The organism is Shewanella sp. Arc9-LZ (assembly GCF_010092445.1).
In the GTDB taxonomy this organism is placed as follows: Bacteria; Pseudomonadota; Gammaproteobacteria; order Enterobacterales; family Shewanellaceae; genus Shewanella.
The window spans coordinates 3,190,677-3,208,170 of the sequence record NZ_CP048031.1; the positions used below are offsets into that span (position 1 = coordinate 3,190,677).

The 17,494-nt window shown below is 41.6% G+C and carries 17 protein-coding genes and 1 pseudogene; 4 read left to right on the top strand and 14 right to left on the bottom strand.

The annotated features are described in order from the left end of the window. Window positions 1-104 precede the first annotated feature (104 nt). Both GUY17_RS13660 and metA read right to left on the bottom strand, forming a co-directional pair. The gene (locus GUY17_RS13660) at window positions 105-2,096 is read right to left on the bottom strand and encodes a diguanylate cyclase (protein WP_162023464.1); all 1,992 of its coding nucleotides are present in this window, start codon (window positions 2,094-2,096) and stop codon (window positions 105-107) included. 95 nt (window positions 2,097-2,191) lie between these two features. Next, on the bottom strand, window positions 2,192-3,136 hold the full coding sequence (gene metA, locus GUY17_RS13665) for a homoserine O-succinyltransferase (protein WP_162023465.1): 945 nt from the start codon (window positions 3,134-3,136) through the stop codon (window positions 2,192-2,194). A 361-nt stretch (window positions 3,137-3,497) separates the two neighbouring features. On the opposite strand from metA, the gene GUY17_RS13670 reads away from it, so the two are divergent. Beyond that, on the top strand, window positions 3,498-4,241 hold the full coding sequence (locus GUY17_RS13670) for an SDR family oxidoreductase (RefSeq protein WP_101086686.1): 744 nt from the start codon (window positions 3,498-3,500) through the stop codon (window positions 4,239-4,241). A gap of 76 nt (window positions 4,242-4,317) precedes the next feature. Here the strand turns inward: GUY17_RS13670 and ompW are convergent, their stop codons facing one another. The 7 genes from ompW to phhA form a co-directional block, all read right to left on the bottom strand. Next, entirely contained in the window at window positions 4,318-4,965 is a 648-nt protein-coding gene (gene ompW, locus GUY17_RS13675; RefSeq protein ID WP_101086685.1) for an outer membrane protein OmpW, read from the bottom strand. A 246-nt stretch (window positions 4,966-5,211) separates the two neighbouring features. Next, window positions 5,212-5,877 carry a nucleotidyltransferase family protein gene (locus GUY17_RS13680; RefSeq protein ID WP_162023466.1) on the bottom strand — a complete coding sequence of 222 codons (666 nt, stop codon included), beginning with the start codon at window positions 5,875-5,877 and terminating at the stop codon, window positions 5,212-5,214. Then, window positions 5,864-6,514 (bottom strand): maleylacetoacetate isomerase, encoded by a 651-nt coding sequence (gene maiA / locus GUY17_RS13685; protein WP_162023467.1) that lies wholly within the window; start codon window positions 6,512-6,514, stop codon window positions 5,864-5,866. Before maiA ends, GUY17_RS13680 begins: the two co-directional genes overlap by 14 nt. A gap of 98 nt (window positions 6,515-6,612) precedes the next feature. Then, window positions 6,613-7,599 (bottom strand): fumarylacetoacetate hydrolase family protein, encoded by a 987-nt coding sequence (locus tag GUY17_RS13690; RefSeq protein ID WP_162023468.1) that lies wholly within the window; start codon window positions 7,597-7,599, stop codon window positions 6,613-6,615. 237 nt (window positions 7,600-7,836) lie between these two features. Next, window positions 7,837-9,375 (bottom strand): transcriptional regulator TyrR, encoded by a 1,539-nt coding sequence (tyrR, locus tag GUY17_RS13695; RefSeq protein ID WP_101086681.1) that lies wholly within the window; start codon window positions 9,373-9,375, stop codon window positions 7,837-7,839. Between the two features lie 164 nt (window positions 9,376-9,539). Further along, window positions 9,540-9,878, bottom strand: coding sequence for a 4a-hydroxytetrahydrobiopterin dehydratase (locus tag GUY17_RS13700; RefSeq protein WP_059747329.1), 339 nt, complete (start codon window positions 9,876-9,878; stop codon window positions 9,540-9,542). A gap of 82 nt (window positions 9,879-9,960) precedes the next feature. After that, window positions 9,961-10,758: a phenylalanine 4-monooxygenase gene (gene phhA, locus GUY17_RS13705; RefSeq protein ID WP_101086680.1), complete on the bottom strand. Its 798-nt coding sequence runs from the start codon at window positions 10,756-10,758 to the stop codon at window positions 9,961-9,963. A 353-nt stretch (window positions 10,759-11,111) separates the two neighbouring features. Between phhA and galE the strand changes: the two genes are divergently transcribed. From galE to GUY17_RS13720, 3 genes are all read left to right on the top strand, one after another. Beyond that, window positions 11,112-12,137 (top strand): UDP-glucose 4-epimerase GalE, encoded by a 1,026-nt coding sequence (gene galE, locus GUY17_RS13710; protein ID WP_162023469.1) that lies wholly within the window; start codon window positions 11,112-11,114, stop codon window positions 12,135-12,137. Between the two features lie 460 nt (window positions 12,138-12,597). Further along, window positions 12,598-13,083, top strand: a complete 486-nt coding sequence (gene napF / locus GUY17_RS13715; RefSeq protein WP_162023470.1) for a ferredoxin-type protein NapF — start codon at window positions 12,598-12,600, stop codon at window positions 13,081-13,083. A gap of 111 nt (window positions 13,084-13,194) precedes the next feature. Then, window positions 13,195-13,554: a polymer-forming cytoskeletal protein gene (locus GUY17_RS13720; protein ID WP_101086677.1), complete on the top strand. Its 360-nt coding sequence runs from the start codon at window positions 13,195-13,197 to the stop codon at window positions 13,552-13,554. On the opposite strand, the pseudogene GUY17_RS13725 reads toward GUY17_RS13720, so the two are convergent. The 5 genes and pseudogenes from GUY17_RS13725 to cysQ form a co-directional block, all read right to left on the bottom strand. Further along, window positions 13,551-13,963 (bottom strand): annotated as a pseudogene (locus GUY17_RS13725) (GFA family protein). The gene GUY17_RS13720 and the pseudogene GUY17_RS13725 overlap by 4 nt on opposite strands. A 31-nt stretch (window positions 13,964-13,994) precedes the next feature. Beyond that, on the bottom strand, window positions 13,995-14,702 hold the full coding sequence (locus GUY17_RS13730; protein WP_162023471.1) for a DUF2982 domain-containing protein: 708 nt from the start codon (window positions 14,700-14,702) through the stop codon (window positions 13,995-13,997). 70 nt (window positions 14,703-14,772) lie between these two features. After that, on the bottom strand, window positions 14,773-15,531 hold the full coding sequence (locus GUY17_RS13735; RefSeq protein ID WP_162023472.1) for an ElyC/SanA/YdcF family protein: 759 nt from the start codon (window positions 15,529-15,531) through the stop codon (window positions 14,773-14,775). A 142-nt stretch (window positions 15,532-15,673) separates the two neighbouring features. After that, window positions 15,674-16,579: a fructokinase gene (mak, locus tag GUY17_RS13740; RefSeq protein ID WP_162023473.1), complete on the bottom strand. Its 906-nt coding sequence runs from the start codon at window positions 16,577-16,579 to the stop codon at window positions 15,674-15,676. 73 nt (window positions 16,580-16,652) lie between these two features. Further along, a complete protein-coding gene (cysQ, locus tag GUY17_RS13745) occupies window positions 16,653-17,453 on the bottom strand; it encodes a 3'(2'),5'-bisphosphate nucleotidase CysQ (RefSeq protein ID WP_162023474.1) in 801 nt (266 codons plus the stop codon). Between the last annotated feature and the right edge of the window lie 41 nt (window positions 17,454-17,494).

A 17,494-nucleotide genomic window follows, 5' to 3' on the forward strand; every position in this document is an offset into this window, starting at 1 on the left:
TCAGTAACATGATTACTGTTGAGTGAATTATTCAGCGTAAAACTTTAGTCTAAGCACAAAGTAGCCGTAGTGACTCAATAAACTAAATCGGCACTTAGAGAAGGTTATTGGTCCACTATCACTACTTGATTGCGGCCGTTGTCTTTTGCTTGATATAAGCCTAAATCGGCTTGCTTAATAATGTCGACAAGTTCATGAGTTTGCGGGGTTAACATAGCGACAGCCACACTAATGGTGAAATTCATTTTAACCTCGTTAAACACAAACTGGTTTGACTCAATACTGGTTCGCAATCGCTCGGCTATGTCAACGGCTTGTGCTTGCTCGGTATCGGGTAAAATAATTAAAAACTCTTCGCCACCTATGCGGCCTAAAATATCGTTTTTCTTGAGCCAATTACGTGCACGTCTACCACACGCTTTTATGGCTAAATCACCAACGTCATGGCCATAATGATCATTAATGACTTTAAAGTTATCTATATCGAACATAATAACGGCGAGTGGTCGATGATGTTTTTTAGCCTGATTAAAGCGCTTTTTGCCCTGCTCAAAAGTATGACGTCGATTAGCAATGCCAGTCAGATAATCCGTTTGAGAGCGACGTTTAAATTGTCGGCGAGATTGCCACAAGAAAATGACCAGCACTAATAACACCAAAGCAATTAGCACCGCGATTGCCATTGATAAGTTAGTGATTTTTTGAGTATCGATTTCGGCTTCCAAATTCAGCTTATTGATGGCCAATTGCTTTTCGAGCAGGCGGTTATTAAACTCAGCCACGGTAAGATTATGGTCTAATGATGAATTAACCACATCGTTATTTATGATGTTAGCAAAGTTCTTTTTTTGTAAATCGATGGTATCCAAAAGCTTATTCATGCCCAGATTACTCGACCCATTGGCGTAATCAATAATGGCCGCAATCATCAATTTCAGTTCATTGGAATGGCCGTCATAAGTCGCCGAACCAGAAAATATTTCAGCATACTTAAAAGCTTTATCTGGTTGTTGTTGGCGAAAATAACTCAATGCCAACCATGCATGCGTAGCGTCGACAAAGTATTTTTCTTGGGTTGTATCTTGCACTTCAAGTGCGCGTAAAAAATGATCTATACCTTCTTGAAATAAACCTTGAGCCCAACAGCTAATACCCGTATTAAATTGATAGAAAAAATCAAAATCAGCAAACTCTGGCGATTGCTCTACCAGTTGCTGCATTTGGGCTAAATGAGCTTTATTTTCCCCCCACAAGGCCAATTTAATCGATTCGCCCACCATGTTATGTAACATATTAAACATGTCTTGCTTATCTTGGGCTTGCTCCCAAAAGTCATAGGCTTTGTTAAAGTATTCGTAGGCTTTACGGTTTAAACCATTGTCACGATAGATAGCAGCCGTGGCATTGAATATCATCGCTTGACGACTCAGTCCTAATTGATGCTGTTGTGCTAACGCTAAAGCTTCATTTAACCTTTTGAGACCTTCGCCAAAATCACTTGGTTTATTATGGCAATACGCACTTTGCGCTAACACTTCGGCCAAGATATCTACTTGTCCAAGTTGACGAGCTAATGTAACCGCCACTTCACGATCTGGGCAATAAATTTGGGTGTCGTTAGTTTGAAGGTAAAGTATGAATGAACGCTCGAGATAGCTTTTGACCAATTCTTTGCTAAGAGGATGTGGTGTAAGTAATTTAATGGCATGGCTATAGCTGTTAATTGCAGCAACAAGATCACTGTTAACTTCTTGCTCTATTGCCAGTAAATGCAATAACTGGCCTTGCTGTTCAATCGGCCATTGAGCACTTTGTGGTCGCTGTTGTTGTAAAAAGTCAATGCGTTGTTGTGGTGAGCTTAATGTGACTAACTGTTGTTTGATCTCAGTAATTTCTGTGCTTTCAGTATTATCGCTAACGGTATTGTTGCTAACAGTATTGTTGCTAACAGTATTGTTGCTAACGGTATTGTCGCTAACATTGGCGCCATTCATAATAGTGCCATTAGCGTCACTAAAAATGTCACCGGCCCCCCAAGTAGTTAGCGGCCAGCTTACTGCACACACCAATAATATCATCAACTTGGTTTTAACCATTTAACCTCGACCTTACAATAAAAACATCTAAGTTTAACAATAGCTTTTATCGAAACGAAGTCAACGTTAAAACGCCGGTATAACTATATTCAAGTTTACGTTTTACTTTCCCATGGTGTTTTCGCATTCATGTCAGACAAGTCATATGGCGTTAACTGGTAAACATAATAATTAAGCCAATTACTGACTAACAAGCTGCCATGACTATGCCAACGAACAATAGTATCTTGTGTTGGGTCATCTTGTCGGTAATAGTTTTGCGGAATATCTGGCTTGAGGCCTTCGCCAACATCGCGCACATATTCTTCATTCAAGGTGTCTTTTTGATACTCAGGGTGACCCATAACAAACACATTATGATTATCACGACTGAGCACAATATACGCGCCAGCCTCGTCTGATTCAGCCAACACTTCTAAATCTGGATGTTGACGAATTTGTTCAATATCCATTTCAGCAAATCGTGAGTGCGGTGCAAAAAACTCATCATCAAAACCGCGCAATAGTGGATGTGGGTCGCTGGTTCTTCGATGATTAAATACACCTGAACGTTTATTCGCTAATAACTGACGATGTAAATCATAAAGATGATACAAACCAGCATGAGCTGCCCAACACAAAAACAGTACTGAAGTGACATGTTGTTGTGACCAGTCAATAATTTCGCGAATGTGGTCCCAATACACCACATCTTTAAAATCAATTTTTCCTAACGGTGCACCTGTAATAATCAAACCATCGTAATTGTTATTTCTAATGTCTTCAAAATCACGATAAAAAGTATTCATGTGATCCACTGATGTATGCTTAGATTCCTTATCATGAATGCGTAATAAATCGACCCCAACTTGCAAGGGCGTATTGCCCAGTAATCGCAATAACTGGGTTTCAGTTTCGATTTTATTAGGCATTAGATTCAAGATTAATACCCGCATTGGACGAATGTCCTGATTAGCAGCTCGGGTTTCAGACATCACAAAGATATTTTCTGACTCTAAAATACCTGCTGCAGGCAGGTTATCTGGAATTCGAACCGGCATACGTCTCACCTTTAGATTAATTAAACACATGTACTTGATTAACCAGCGCTCGATTAACCAACCAGCCTTTTCACAATAACGTTAATGTCTGTTATGTCACAGTTTCAACATTCAGTTTAGCGCTAAAAACAGCGGTCATCATCGATTGTCAAATGTCGTTTGCAAACATAACTAACCTACTCACCCAGCCTAAACCGCGACAGAATGGCTTATTGCTAACGTTAATATCGGTCAATCTGTTAGATAACCATCATACACTTGGATGGCTAGAAGTCTACACGTCTCAAGTTGAATTTTTTTCTTACTTGTTATCAACTGATGTTATTTCTATTATGAGTCATTATTTTTGATGAGATGAATCATGTCTACAGCAACAGCGATGATTATTGGCGCCAGCTCTCAACTGAGCCAAGCCTTAGCCAGACAGTTATCTGCACAGCAAGTTTCGCTGGTGCTTTTTGTTAACGACCCTGAATCACTTAACGAGTTTAGTCAAAGTCTGCCTGGCGATGTCAGTGTATATCCGTTAGTAATTAATCAACCTGACACACTAATAGCACAGCTGAATGCCGCTTGGAGCAAACATAATGGCGCCCATTTGGTGATTGTTAATACCGGTGTTAATGACTACGATTCTACCCTGCCTTGGGCAATTGATAAGCACACTATCGATATTAACGTAATGGGCTTTGCTGCGGCAAATAACTGTATTTTTAAATTAATGTGCGAGCAAGGTTACGGCCAACTAGCCGCCATTAACTCAATAGCCGGTCAACGTGGAGGGCCTAATGTGGCTTATCATGCCTCCAAAGCCTTTGCTGAAAATTACCTGCAAGGCTTGAGTATGCATGCACAACGATTAAAGCTGCCTATTACCATTAGTGATATTCAATTAGGGTTATTTGATAAAGCCGTTCATTTGAATACACAATTGCTGTTGTCGCCTCTCGATAAAGTGGCTACACAAATCATCTCAGCCTTGCAAAAAGGTAAACGCCGAGTATATGTCACTAAACGCTGGCGCATTGTCGCGTGGATAAATCGTTTATTACCAGAGTACATTTACAATACTCGCCATTGGAAACCGCGTAAAAAGTCTCCATAAGTGCCATCAACAAAAACAGGAACCCGTAGGTTCCTGTTTCATATGTTCGTTTTTCGCTAACGTATTCTACCCTAGCTTAATAAGTATAACCGACGCTGATCATGTAAACCCAAGGATCAATGTCTGTATCAACCACAACATGATCTGCCCCCATATCAAAGCTCACATCCGTTGCAATTTGAGCATACCAAACAGACGCATTAACCAACCATTTCTTGTCAATTTGATAATCAAGCCCAACTTGAGCCGCCACGCCCCAAGAGTTCGATAGGCTCAAATTATCTAAGCCAAGATCTTTCGCCTCTTGAGTAAATTCACTGTCATAAAAGTTGGTAAAGTTAATCCCTAAACCAATATAGGGACGTAAAGCAGACTGTGAATCGCCAAAGTAATATTGTGCGACCAGTGTTGGAGGTAATTGCTTTGAGTCAGCAATTTTACCGAGTTCACCCAGTGACACATCGTGACTAAAAGGCGATGCCGCTAATAATTCAATGCCGATATTATCAGTTAGCATATAACCAAAATTTAGCCCTAATTGGACATCGTTATCTACGCTAAATTCAGCAATATTTGCGACTACAGGGCTTGACTCATTTGGAGCAACCATTGCCACACCAGCACGAACAATAATATCTCCTGCTTGATGGGCCGCAGCACCAAATGAAAAACCAGCAGTTAATAAAGAAGCAGCAACTAAACTTAGGGTAATTTTCTTATTCATTTTTTAACACTCCTTGGCAATGACAACTAGATGCAATTCTGTGCATCCTTAACATTTGCGGTTAACCTACTGAAGTTAATCGTTAACATCATTGATTCAGATCAACAAAACAGCAGTACCCCTATAGAGGTACCTAATTAGATCTCAGACACATGATTTAGATCACAAAGTGAGGCGGTAAAGAGATGAAAGATGTATTTAACAGTTAGGTTTTGTGAGGTTGAACAGGTGAATTATTATTGATGATTAATCTGTTACAGATAGTTTGCAGTAATGCATTAACCATCCCTTTTGGGACACGCGATGGTTAAAAATAGCTTTGTCACGCTTTGGATTTCGACTTAATGACAAGTCAAACAAACAGCCTAAACCAAACACACTCGTCACGTGTAATTGAAACTCAGCTATTGTATGGTCATCAGAGGGGACTAATTTAACCCCAATAGCCGTTTGTTTTTCTGGCCAAAATGACATGGCATCAACACAAGAACTATAGGGCATATCACCATTTCTAAGGTGCATTCTGGCTTGGTTTTTCGCCGACCATGGCAGAGCTATCTGCTCAACGAGTAAAGCTTCAATCGCCTGGTCTTCTGCAGAAGATGGGGTGTTATCACACCAGTAAATGACATCAATGTCGTTTAAGGGCTGTGAGGTCATGCTGTGCAAATTATCCCAGATCAAATTGCGTATAAAACCCGCACTAATTAACCAATCTGTGATCCCTTGTTGTTGCATCACTTTCTGACACGTCATTAAGGCTGCCATTCTAAGTTCATCTTGTTGTAACCACTGCCACAACAAGAACAATGGCTTAGCCTGCCCATGTTGCAACTGATCAATGGCCACTTGGTTTAACAGGGGCGGATTTAACTGGTGCTGATTAAACAAGGTTTGATTACGTCGCGTCATGCTGTTGTTCTGGCGCGGCATCAGCAAATGCAGGTAACTTATGGCACTCATCCCAAATTCTGACAATATTAGGATACGCAGCAAGCTCTAAATTAAAGCGTTTGGCATTATACACTTGCGGGATCAGACAAATATCGGCCAGCGAAGGCGTATCACCAAAGCAGAAACGTCCAGAATATCGGCTTAACTGCTGTTCTAAAGCAGCAAAACCAAGGTGTATCCAATGGTGATACCAACGCATTTTATCAGCTTCTGATACACCCATTTCGTTAACTAAATATTGTAATACTCGAAGATTATCTAAAGGATGAATTTCACATGCTATGGCTTGAGCCATGCTGCGAACAATAGCTCGCTGCTCAATATTGCTGGGAAGTAACGGTTGCTGAGGGTGTTTTTCGTCGAGGTATTCTATAATGGCTAACGATTGCGATAAGTTAATCTCGCCTGACTCATTATTGTCGATAAACGTCGGCACAAGATCCGAGGGGTTGAGTTGATGGTAAGCCTCAGAATGTTGCTCACCACCATTATTAACCAAATGAACTGAAATATGTTCAGCCGTTAACTGCTTTAAATTTAACGCAATACGCACGCGATATGCCGCACTTGAACGCCAGTAGCCATAGAGTTTCATGCAAATTCCCTTATTTTTATTTTAATCTGCCTAACAAAAAGGCAATAACGATTAATCGCTATTGCCTTTATATTTCGATTTATATCGCTTTCATAATCTTAAGCTTTGTATTCAACCACTTTTTGATCGATAGAACCAAAGATACTCACACCGTTATCATCAAACATTTCAATGCGAACGGTGTCGCCAAAATGCATAAAGGGTGTTGATGCTTTACCGTCGGCAATGATTTCAAGCATGCGTTTTTCAGCTAAACAACTTGAACCAGCACTGCGATCGTAGTTAGAAATAGTACCAGAACCAATAATTGCACCTGCGCCTAATGGACGTGTTTTAGCCACGTGCTCTACTAACTGGCTAAAGTTAAACGTCATGTCGACGCCGGCATTAGGGCGGCCAAACAACTCACTGTTTAAATGAGTCACTAACGGCAAATGTACTTTGCTGTCTTGCCATTTGTCACCTAACTCGTCTGGGGTAATCGCAATGGGTGAAAAGGCACTCGATGGCTTAGATTGGAAAAAGCCAAAGCCTTTACCTAATTCACCTGGGATTAAGTTACGCAGTGATACGTCGTTAACTAACATCAATAATTTGATGTGCTTAGTTGCATCTTCGCTGTTAACACCCATGGCAACATCATCAGTAACAATAGCGATTTCTGATTCGAAATCGATACCGTATTCTTCACTGGCCATTTGAATATCCGCTTTAGGGGCGATAAAACAGTCAGAACCACCTTGATACACTAAAGGATCAGTCCAAAACGATGCAGGCATTTCAGCGCCACGAGCTTTGCGTACTAACTCAACATGGTTAACATACGCACTGCCATCGGCCCATTGGTAGGCTCTTGGTAAAGGAGATAAACAACGTGCTTCATCAAAATCTACTGCATTGTCCATCTGACCGGCGTTTAGTGCTTCATACAACTCATTAAGTTGTGGATATAGCAAATCCCAAGCATCTAATAATTGCTGCATAGTATGGGCAATAGCGGGTACCGCGACTGTTTTGGTCAAATCTTTACTGACTAACATCAATTGGCCGTCGCGACGTCCGTTGTGATAACTTGCAAGTTTCATTACTGCTCCTAAATTCTGGGTGAGATCTGCGTCCTATTCGATACAAGACTCTCAATCTAACCATAGGAATAACCGATCGTGACGGAAAATCCTATAGTAGGTACTAAATCACATTTTTGCGGTGCTAATCGTGATTTGTAAATTATTCGTTACAAAACATAAAAGGCCACGTCAACACTGATTGTTAGCGTTAAAATGACCAAAATGCCAGCACTTGGCTGGCATTAAATCGTTACATTACTTTTTCTTACTAATACTGTAATCACGCAACTTGTTAGCAATAGCGGTATGAGACACACCTAACTTTTTGGCTAATTGGCGTGTACTTGGGTACGCGGGATATAACCGACGTAATAAACTGGCTTCATATTCTTTCATCGCCTCGTCTAACGTGCCTTCGAACTCTTCATCGAAGTAGCCAAAGCCTTCAGCATATGAAGGTAATTTAAGTTGCTCAACGGTCAATTCTGTTGAGCCATCCCACATTGATACCGCTCTAAAAATCGCATTTTTCAATTGGCGCACATTACCCGGCCATGCATAGGTAAATAGGTAATCGCGACAACTTGCCGATATACGTCTTAAGGGACTCGATAACTGCTGACTATAATGCTCTAAAAACATCTCAGTTAATGGAATCACATCTACACGACGCTCACGCAGTGATGGCATGTGATAGCTTAAGACATGAATTCGATAGTACAAATCTTCTCTAAACTCACCGGATTGGCAAAGTTCAGCCAAATGTTTTTGGGTTGAACAAATAATCCGCACATCGGCGCGTACTTCTTCATCGCCACCAATCCGTCTAAAAGTTCCGTCTTGTAATAAACGCAATAATTTAACTTGTGCGGTTTTAGACATCTCGGCAATTTCATCAAGAAACACCGTACCGCCTTTTGCTTCTTCAAATAGACCGCGTTTAACGACGGTGCCATTACTGACAAAGCCAAACAACTCTTCCTCTGCGACACTATCGGGCAAAGCCGCACAGTTTATCGCGATAAAAGGATGTTCGCGGCGCATGCTGGCATCATGACTCGCACGGGCCATCAACTCTTTACCCGTTCCCGTTTCACCGGTGATAAGTAACGGTGCATCAAGTTGTGCCATACGCTTGGCTTGCTTGAGTATGTCTTTCATTTTGTCGCTGATAGCCAATACATTATCAAAACCAGTGGTTTGATTTTGCAGAGCATTAAACTGTTTACCCACTCTAGCGGGTGATTTCAGCGAGATAACCGCACCCGCTAAAATAGTTTTTTCATCGTCATCGGGTAAGTAAATTGGCAGCATTTCAGCCAAATACTCGCTCGAGTTAATTTGAACTCGTGTGGCTTGCGCCAACACCGGTATTTCACTCATCCAACGAGCAAAGTTAAACCCTTGTACCCAATGATTAAGTGACTCGCCCACCACTTCATGTTCAGCCATACCAAGCGTCAATAATGCCGACTCATTGGCTATGCGGATCCGCCCTTTCGCGTCTGTTGAAAACACCGAATCGGGTAAGGTTTTAAGTAAGGTTTTTAGGGCGTAATGTTCTTGCTCTGACGGCATAAAAGATACGGTACGGACATCATGCACACTTTCGACTTTACGAATTTGTGGCATTAGCTCACGCAGGGTTTCGAAACTGATTTCTGCAAACTGCAAAAACAGGAAACCTTTATTACTGGCATCAATGGCAATTAAGTTAATACCATGTTTTTCAAGCACGACGAGGATGTCTTTCGCTAAACCCACGCGATCGATACAACTGACTTCCAAACGCATAATGTAACGATTCCCTATTTATTAATGTTTTATTGCGGAAATTTGGCATAACGTTAGAGGGATATGGCTTCAGTGGCAAGTGAAGTTTACAGCAGAATTGTAACAGAGAAACTATTTCAGCACATTACGTTAACGTAACATGCTGAAATGGATGACGATAGTAACTAGTCTAACAACTGGTCTGTCTTGGCAGCCATAATGAAATCGTTTTTGTGTAAGCCTTTAATTGAGTGTGACCACCACGTCACTGTGACTTTGCCCCATTCGGTTAAGATACCTGGGTGATGGAACTCAGCTTCAGCTAAATCGGCCAACTTATTGGTAAAGGCCATCGCTAACTTAAAGTTTTTAAATTTATATACCCGCTCTAACTGCATAATGCCGTCACGAACTTCAACGCCCCAATCAGGGATCATACCGACAAGCTCTGCTAACTCTGCATCCGTTACTTTTGGTGCATCTGCTTGGCATGCTTCACATTTCATCTCGGTTAATGCGTTCATTTGTACTCCTTGGCTTAATTAAATAGTGTCTCACTTGCAGATTGTTGAGCTATCTTATTAGTTGCTCTGCTGCAATAAATCGTTAACTGGCTTTGACTTTTAGAGCAAATTTAGGCTCAAACATGCCTAAATGACGTGCTTTTGTCACCATGCTCATAATGTCCATACGAGCAATTTCATCTAAATAGTCAATATGATCGATAACATAATAAATAGGTTGCATGATATCAATACGATACGGTGTGCGCAGTACGTCGAGTAAATCAAACGGCTTACGTTCAGGGCTGTCACTTAATGCATACATGGTTTCACCCGGTGAACTTAAAATGCCGCCGCCGTATATTTGCAGTGATTCATTTTTCGCCTGAACCAAACCGAACTCAATAGTAAACCAATATAATCGCGCCAGAAACACGCGCTCTTCTTTTGATGCCGCCAGCCCTAACTGGCCATACATATGTGAAAAATGCCCAAATGATGGATTGGTTAATAACGGACAATGGCCAAATATCTCATGAAAAATGTCAGGTTCTTGCAGGTAATCAAACTCTTCTTTACTACGAATAAACGTCGCGACTGGAAACTCTTTATTGGCCAGTAACTCAAAGAAACGCCCAAATGAAATTAGTGCAGGCACTGCAGCAGTTTTCCAACCCGTTGCATCAAGTAACACTTTATCGATTTCAGGCAATTGTGGAATGCGATCAACTGACATGCCTAATGCATCTAACCCTTGTAAATAGGCTTGGCATGCGCGGCCCGGCATATTCGTCACTTGGCGCTGATACAATTGTTGCCATAATTGATTCTCATGCTCTGAGTAATCAATGTAACCTTGGGCATCAGGTTGGTGTGCAATATACTTTGTTGCTGTACTCATAGGTTCCACTTTACGTCAACTTCACTCCCTACATAGTGTGCTAAGGGTGATGTTTTGTTAACTCCTTCACAGTTTATTGTCTTGCCATAATGTAGTGCTAATCGTAAACAAATAAATACAACTACTGATTTAGCTTTCACTCAGCGCCCATTTTTATAACTACTTTTGACTCACTTTATAGGAAAGCTGACCGGTATTAATTTGAACGTGCCATCAATAATTTAAATGGCAATTGAACTGTGATAATTTACAATACATGAGAGGCTATTTATCTAACTGATCGGATAAAAGTTGATCGCCAAAAATCAACCAGCCCTATAACTTGACTCATTAATTCACAGGACGATTAAACTATGACAATTTTGGTAACCGGCGGCGCAGGCTATATTGGTACACATACCGTAGTAGAGCTATTAAAGGCCGGACAGAAAGTGGTCATCGTAGACAATCTATCAAACTCAAGTGTTGAAGCGTTGGCTCGAGTTAGAACCATTACCGGTAAAGATGTCACGTTTTATCAAGGCGACATTCTAAACAAAGCCTTACTGCAAAAAGTTTTTGCAGATCACAGCATCGAATCCGTTATTCATTTTGCAGGATTAAAAGCTGTCGGTGAATCGGTCGAAAAACCATTGAAATATTACGAAAACAACGTCACCGGTTCCATCATTTTATGCCAAGTCATGGCTGAAAATAACGTCAAAAACTTAGTTTTTAGCTCATCTGCCACGGTTTACGGCGATCCCGCTAGCTTACCCATTAAAGAAGATTTTCCTACTGGCGCAACCAACCCTTATGGCCAGTCAAAATTGATGGTTGAGAATATTTTAGCTGACTTGCATAACTCGGATAACAGCTGGAATATAGCTCGTTTACGTTACTTTAATCCAGTCGGCGCTCACGAAAGTGGCTTGATTGGCGAAGACCCTAACGATATTCCTAATAACTTGATGCCATTTATTGCACAAGTTGCTGTTGGTAAACGCCAACAATTAAGCGTTTTTGGTGATGATTACAACACACCAGATGGCACAGGCGTACGTGATTATATTCATGTTGTTGATTTAGCTATGGGTCACTTGCAAGCACTTAAAAAGCTGCAAACTAAACCTGGGCTGGTGACTTATAACCTCGGTACGGGCATAGGCTACAGCGTGTTAGACATGGTCAAGGCATTTGAAAAAGCTTGTGGCAAAACCATTGCTTATCAAATTAGTCCTCGCCGCCCTGGTGATATTGCAGCCTGTTATGCCGACCCAAGCTTTGCCGCTACAGAATTGGATTGGCGTGCAACCCATACCGTTGAAGATATGGCAAATAGCAGTTGGAAATGGCAATCAAATAATCCTGATGGTTACAATACCAACGCCATTAATTAGGTGATCTATCAGAGTCACTCAGGTTTTTCAGTTTGAGGCGCATTGTTGAAAGAATGGTTATTCCCTTATGAAACAATGTAACAAAAAATGGAAAGCCTGAGTGGCTCCCGCAGGACGAGTTTATGCACCTACTATGCTGCTTAATAGTATTTTGACGTACGACTGCATGGTCTATTTTTTTCTATAAAAAATAAGACATTGCCACCATCCATGGCGGCAAGATGCACGAGATAGAGCAACGTAGGAGCTGTTGCCGAGAGCAACTATGCCTACAATCCTATTGCTTGCCTAGAAGAATTGCTTGCCTAGAAGAATTACTTGCCTAGAAGATGCCGATTCTCGCTGAATGACCAGATAATTATTGGAATTGGTATGAATTGCCAAGCGCTTAACAATTTTGTGCTGCAGTTAATGCTAATATTGATTGCAGCAAATATATTTAAGCTCAATTGGAACCGAAATGAACCAAGGTATTAATCAAAGTCGCCGTAATCTATTTAGTCGCAGAAAATCCAATGTTACCCGCCCGCCGTGGAGCAAAACGGATCAGGAATTTACTGGCAATTGCACACGCTGTGACAAGTGCATTACCGCCTGCGAAACCCAAATAATTAAACGCGGTGAAGGTGGTTTTCCTGAAATAGATTTCACTAAAGATGAATGTACCTTCTGTAAGCAATGCGTTGATGTGTGCCCAGAGCCTGTATTTGATCGCGATCAATTATTACCTTGGTCAATTACAGCAGCGATAAAAGACAACTGTTTAACCCATGAAGGTGTTTGGTGTCAGAGCTGCAAAGATGCCTGCGACCCTCGCGCAATTAGCTTTATTATGGCAATAGGACAAGTGCCTAAACCCATGATAGATACTGAGGCCTGTACTGGTTGTGGTGCTTGTGTGTCTCCTTGCCCCGCCGATGCGATACTCATTGGCAATTCAAACTGATTTATCCTCCAAAATGTAGAAAGATGTTATAAATACAGTTAGCGATTTTAGTGTTGTTTATCAACCTATCACGTTATATTACCGACATAATACCAACTTAAGAGCACTAAGATGTTTCGTCAAAAGCAACCGGCTAATCCACTCAGTTTTATCGCCCAAGAATGCCATTTAACCGGTAAGCTCATTTTTAGTGGTGATGTCCTAATTGCAGGTCATGTGAGTGGTGACATCAAAGCGCAGGGCAATGTAACCATTGAAACTAGTGGCACTGTCGATGGTGATATTTTATGTCGCGAGTTAATGATTGCTGGCCAATTAGCAGGTAAAGCGCGTTGTAAAAAAATCACCCTCCATGAGCAAGGGATTTTTGAAGGCGATGCTTATTGTGAAAATATTGAAATTTTAGATGGTGGCCAGTTTTTAGGTTATCGTCACAGAGAGCCTCTTACGAGTACTTCCTCAGAAAGTTAATCTGGTTTTTTAGCTGCTGTTTTACCTGCCTTATAGCGCGGGCAAGAATCATCTATCTTTAACCAACTAACCTGCTGTCAGTGTGTATATGATAAGTCGGTCGTACTAGATTTGGTTGGTCTAAAGAGGCTATCGACAATGAAGTGTATTGTGGATAGACTAAATGTCGGTAAGTCAATGAACAGCCACAGCGCTGACAAAAACCACGTCGAATGTTATCTGAAGAGGCAAATTCAGTCACCGGTCCTTGTAACCACTGCACTTTGTCTGTATGAAAATCCATCCAGCTCATGACTACCGCACCAACGCTTTTACGACATTGATTACAATGGCAATGATCGGCTTCAAATGGCATACCGATAACTTGATAACGTATCGCCCCACATAAACAACCGCCTTGTAATGCCATTTGAACACCTGCTACATGATTGTTAGTCGTGTCATTCAATATCTGTCGCAGATGTTGTGTGCTGCTGAGTTTGTAGTTGGGCTTGCTGTTGCCATTGACGTAACAGAGTCACAAACTCTTTCGGTTCTCGATCTAAATTATCAATCGATAAATACACATGGTAACCCAACTGTTCGTTTAACGTTTGACAGCGATGACCAAACATTGCCAATACCCCACGGTAACGTTCACCATTGACCACTAGCGGCGTAAACTCAGCCCCCAAATAACCTTCTAAACTTTGTAAATCTTCATCTTGGGTGGCCGCAGTCATGAGTAATGGCCGCTGTTCGGTCAGTAAACCAGTGGCAAGACGGGGTGAAATACAGTCTAAAATGGGATTAATCTGTTTAAGCTTAACGCCAATATAAGGTAGCTCAATCAACTGCAAGTTTTGATTTACTCGGGCACAATCGACTCGTTGAATATTATGCCATTCAATAAACACTTGGCCGCGGCGATGAAAAAATGCCACACCTGCAGCAGTTAGCTTAAAACTAACCGCCGGCTGATGCACTTTAGCGACACCTAAAATGAGTGCCACTGAGCCTAATGCAAAGCACAACATTCCTACGGCAAAAAAACCGTTAAGGCCGATAAAAATAATCAAGCTAGCCGTTAAACTGATGGCACCAACCACCGTTAAGGTTATGCCATTTCGTTTGGCAAAAGGGCTAATTAGTAACTCATCATTGACCACGGTTTGTCCTTTAAACTAAATATAATAAATAAGGTTTTTAATATCGCTTTACGTCTTTTAGCTAATACATTTAATCAGCAGTCATACCTTTAATATTAAGCCACAGCATGCCAACATATTCATGGATAGATTTTTGCGAAGCTAGCAGTTGATCTGCATCTAAACGCCACCAGAAACCTTGATGTGCAATAAAATCACTCGGTGCAGGCTGGGGTTGCATCCCTAATGAGGTGAATATCATCATCGCCCGCGGCATATGAGTTGCTGAAGTGACTAATCGAAATGGCTGCTGACCAATTCGCTGTTGTAAAGCATAGGCCTCTTCAATGGTATCTTTGGGTTCATTAAAAGCCACAATACTGGCTTTGGGGATCCCTAACTCTTCTGCAGCTTGAGCCATAATGGTCGCATGAGCTGTCTTCAGATATCCGCCACTCCAACCACTCACAATTAAAGTGCATTGCTGTCCCAACCTAAACTGACGAACGCCTTCGGTTAAACGAGCCAGTGCTGTTGATGATAGTTGCTGCACTGCAGTATGGCCTTGTTGCTCACGATTGCCTGAACCTAATACCATCACAACACAAGAACCAGTAATCGGTTGATGATTAACGTTATGCTGTGATTCTAATGAATCTGCTAAAAAATAGCTCACTTGCGATTGGCTTGTTAATGTTAGCACCACGATAGCGGTAACCAAGAGCACTCGGCCAAATTGCAGTAACGTTACACGATTCGTTCGCCATAAAATGGCAGCCAGAACGAACAACATTATGCTAAAAGGAATTGGCATCACCAATTGTGACAACAGTTTTTTAAGCCAAAACATTAATTATTCACTTCGTTTATCATTATTGCGGCTAGTTTATCGTTATCGAGCACTAAAACAAACTCAAAACAAAAACGGCACCTTTAAGTGCCGTTTAATCTACTGTAATACTTAATGTATTTGCATATCGCGTAAGAAGTGATTACTTCTCGTCTTTGCCCCACAACCATGCTGCACCGCGAACACCAGATGATGCACCAAACTTATTTTTAACCACTTGGGTACCACATTCACGGCCAACAACATATTTCGGTAACACTTTAGGTAATTCAGTATAAATAGCTTCAATATTAGAGACGCCGCCGCCAAGTACAATCATGTCTGGGTCCATCATATTAATCACGTGTGCGAGTGAACGCGCTAAGCGATCGATATAACGTTCAAATGCGGCTGTGGCTAACGGATCGCCTTGTTGCATCATCTCAGAAATTTGAATACCGCTAGTGGCATCACCACCCGCTTCACGAAAATCACGAACAAAGCCTGTGCCAGAAATAAAGGTTTCAATACAGTCACGATTACCACAAAAACAAGTAGTGGTATTAAACTCATCTGCTGTCATCCACGGTAATGGGTTATGTCCCCACTCTCCGCCAATGCCATTACCGCCGCCATGGACACGACCGTTAATCGCAACACCCGCACCACAACCGGTACCAATAATGCCGCCAAATACAACCCCTTTACCAGCAGCTGCGCCATCAACGGCTTCTGATACTGCAAAACAGTTCGCATCATTAGCTACACGTACTTCACGGCTTAATACTTCACTTAAATCTTTATCCAGCGGATGACCGTTAATCCAGGTTGAATTAGAGTTTTTTACCAAGCCAGTAAACGGTGACACAACACCTGGAATGCCAACCCCAACAAAGCCGGTTTGGCCCGTTGCTGATTCTGCATCAGCCACTAAGCTGACAATGGCTTCAATGGTACCAGGATAGTTTTTTGGCGTTGGAATGCGCTTTCTGAAAATTTCAGATCCATCATCGGCTAAAGCCACTATTTCAATTTTTGTACCACCGAGATCGACACCCATGCGCATCATAACTTGTCACTCCATTTGCTTATTATTAATTGGGGTTCCATATTGGGCTTGCAAGAGCTGATAACGATTAGCGCTATTTGCGTGCAAACCATGCCGATGAAGCAGCAATAAAATACGGATTTAAAATATTTTCTTTTTGGTTGTATTGCAGCGATGTAAGCGCTGGATATTCAACAACCTGACCACCAGCACTTTCTAATACTGCTTGCGCTGCGGCGGTATCCCATTCACTGGTTAGGCCTAATCTTGGATACACATCTGCTTGCCCTTCGGCCACCATACAAAATTTTAATGAACTGCCGACACTTAGCATTTGGTGTTCGCCAATAGTCTGTAAATAAGCGGCAACATCAGGGCTTACGTGAGAGCGGCTTCCGACTACAATAGGTGGCGATTGCAATGCTCTGTCACGAATATCTAATAACGATATTTGTCCGTTATATTCAAGCCATGCCCCTTGATCAACAATGCCGCTATAACATTTGTCTAATACTGGTGCATATACCACACCGGCAATGGCTTTACCTTGGTGAATAAGGGCGATGTTGACGGTAAATTCGCCATTGCGTTTAATAAATTCTTTGGTGCCATCTAGCGGATCGATCAACCAATACGTTTGCCACGTTTGTCGCTCTGCCCAGCTGATATCAGCCGCTTCTTCACTCATTACAGCAATATCAGCAAAATGCTGTTTAAGGCCAGCGACAATCACATTATGGCTGGCAATATCGGCTGCAGTAACAGGGCTATCGTCTTGTTTAACCTCAATCTGCAAATCAGTTTGAGCATAAACCTGCATAATCGCAGTACCTGCATCTTTAGCAATGGCGACTACCTGTTCTAGCTCAGCTAGAGAAAATGTAATGTTCGACAAATCAATTCCTTAAAATCTATAACGGCTTCAATACCATTAAG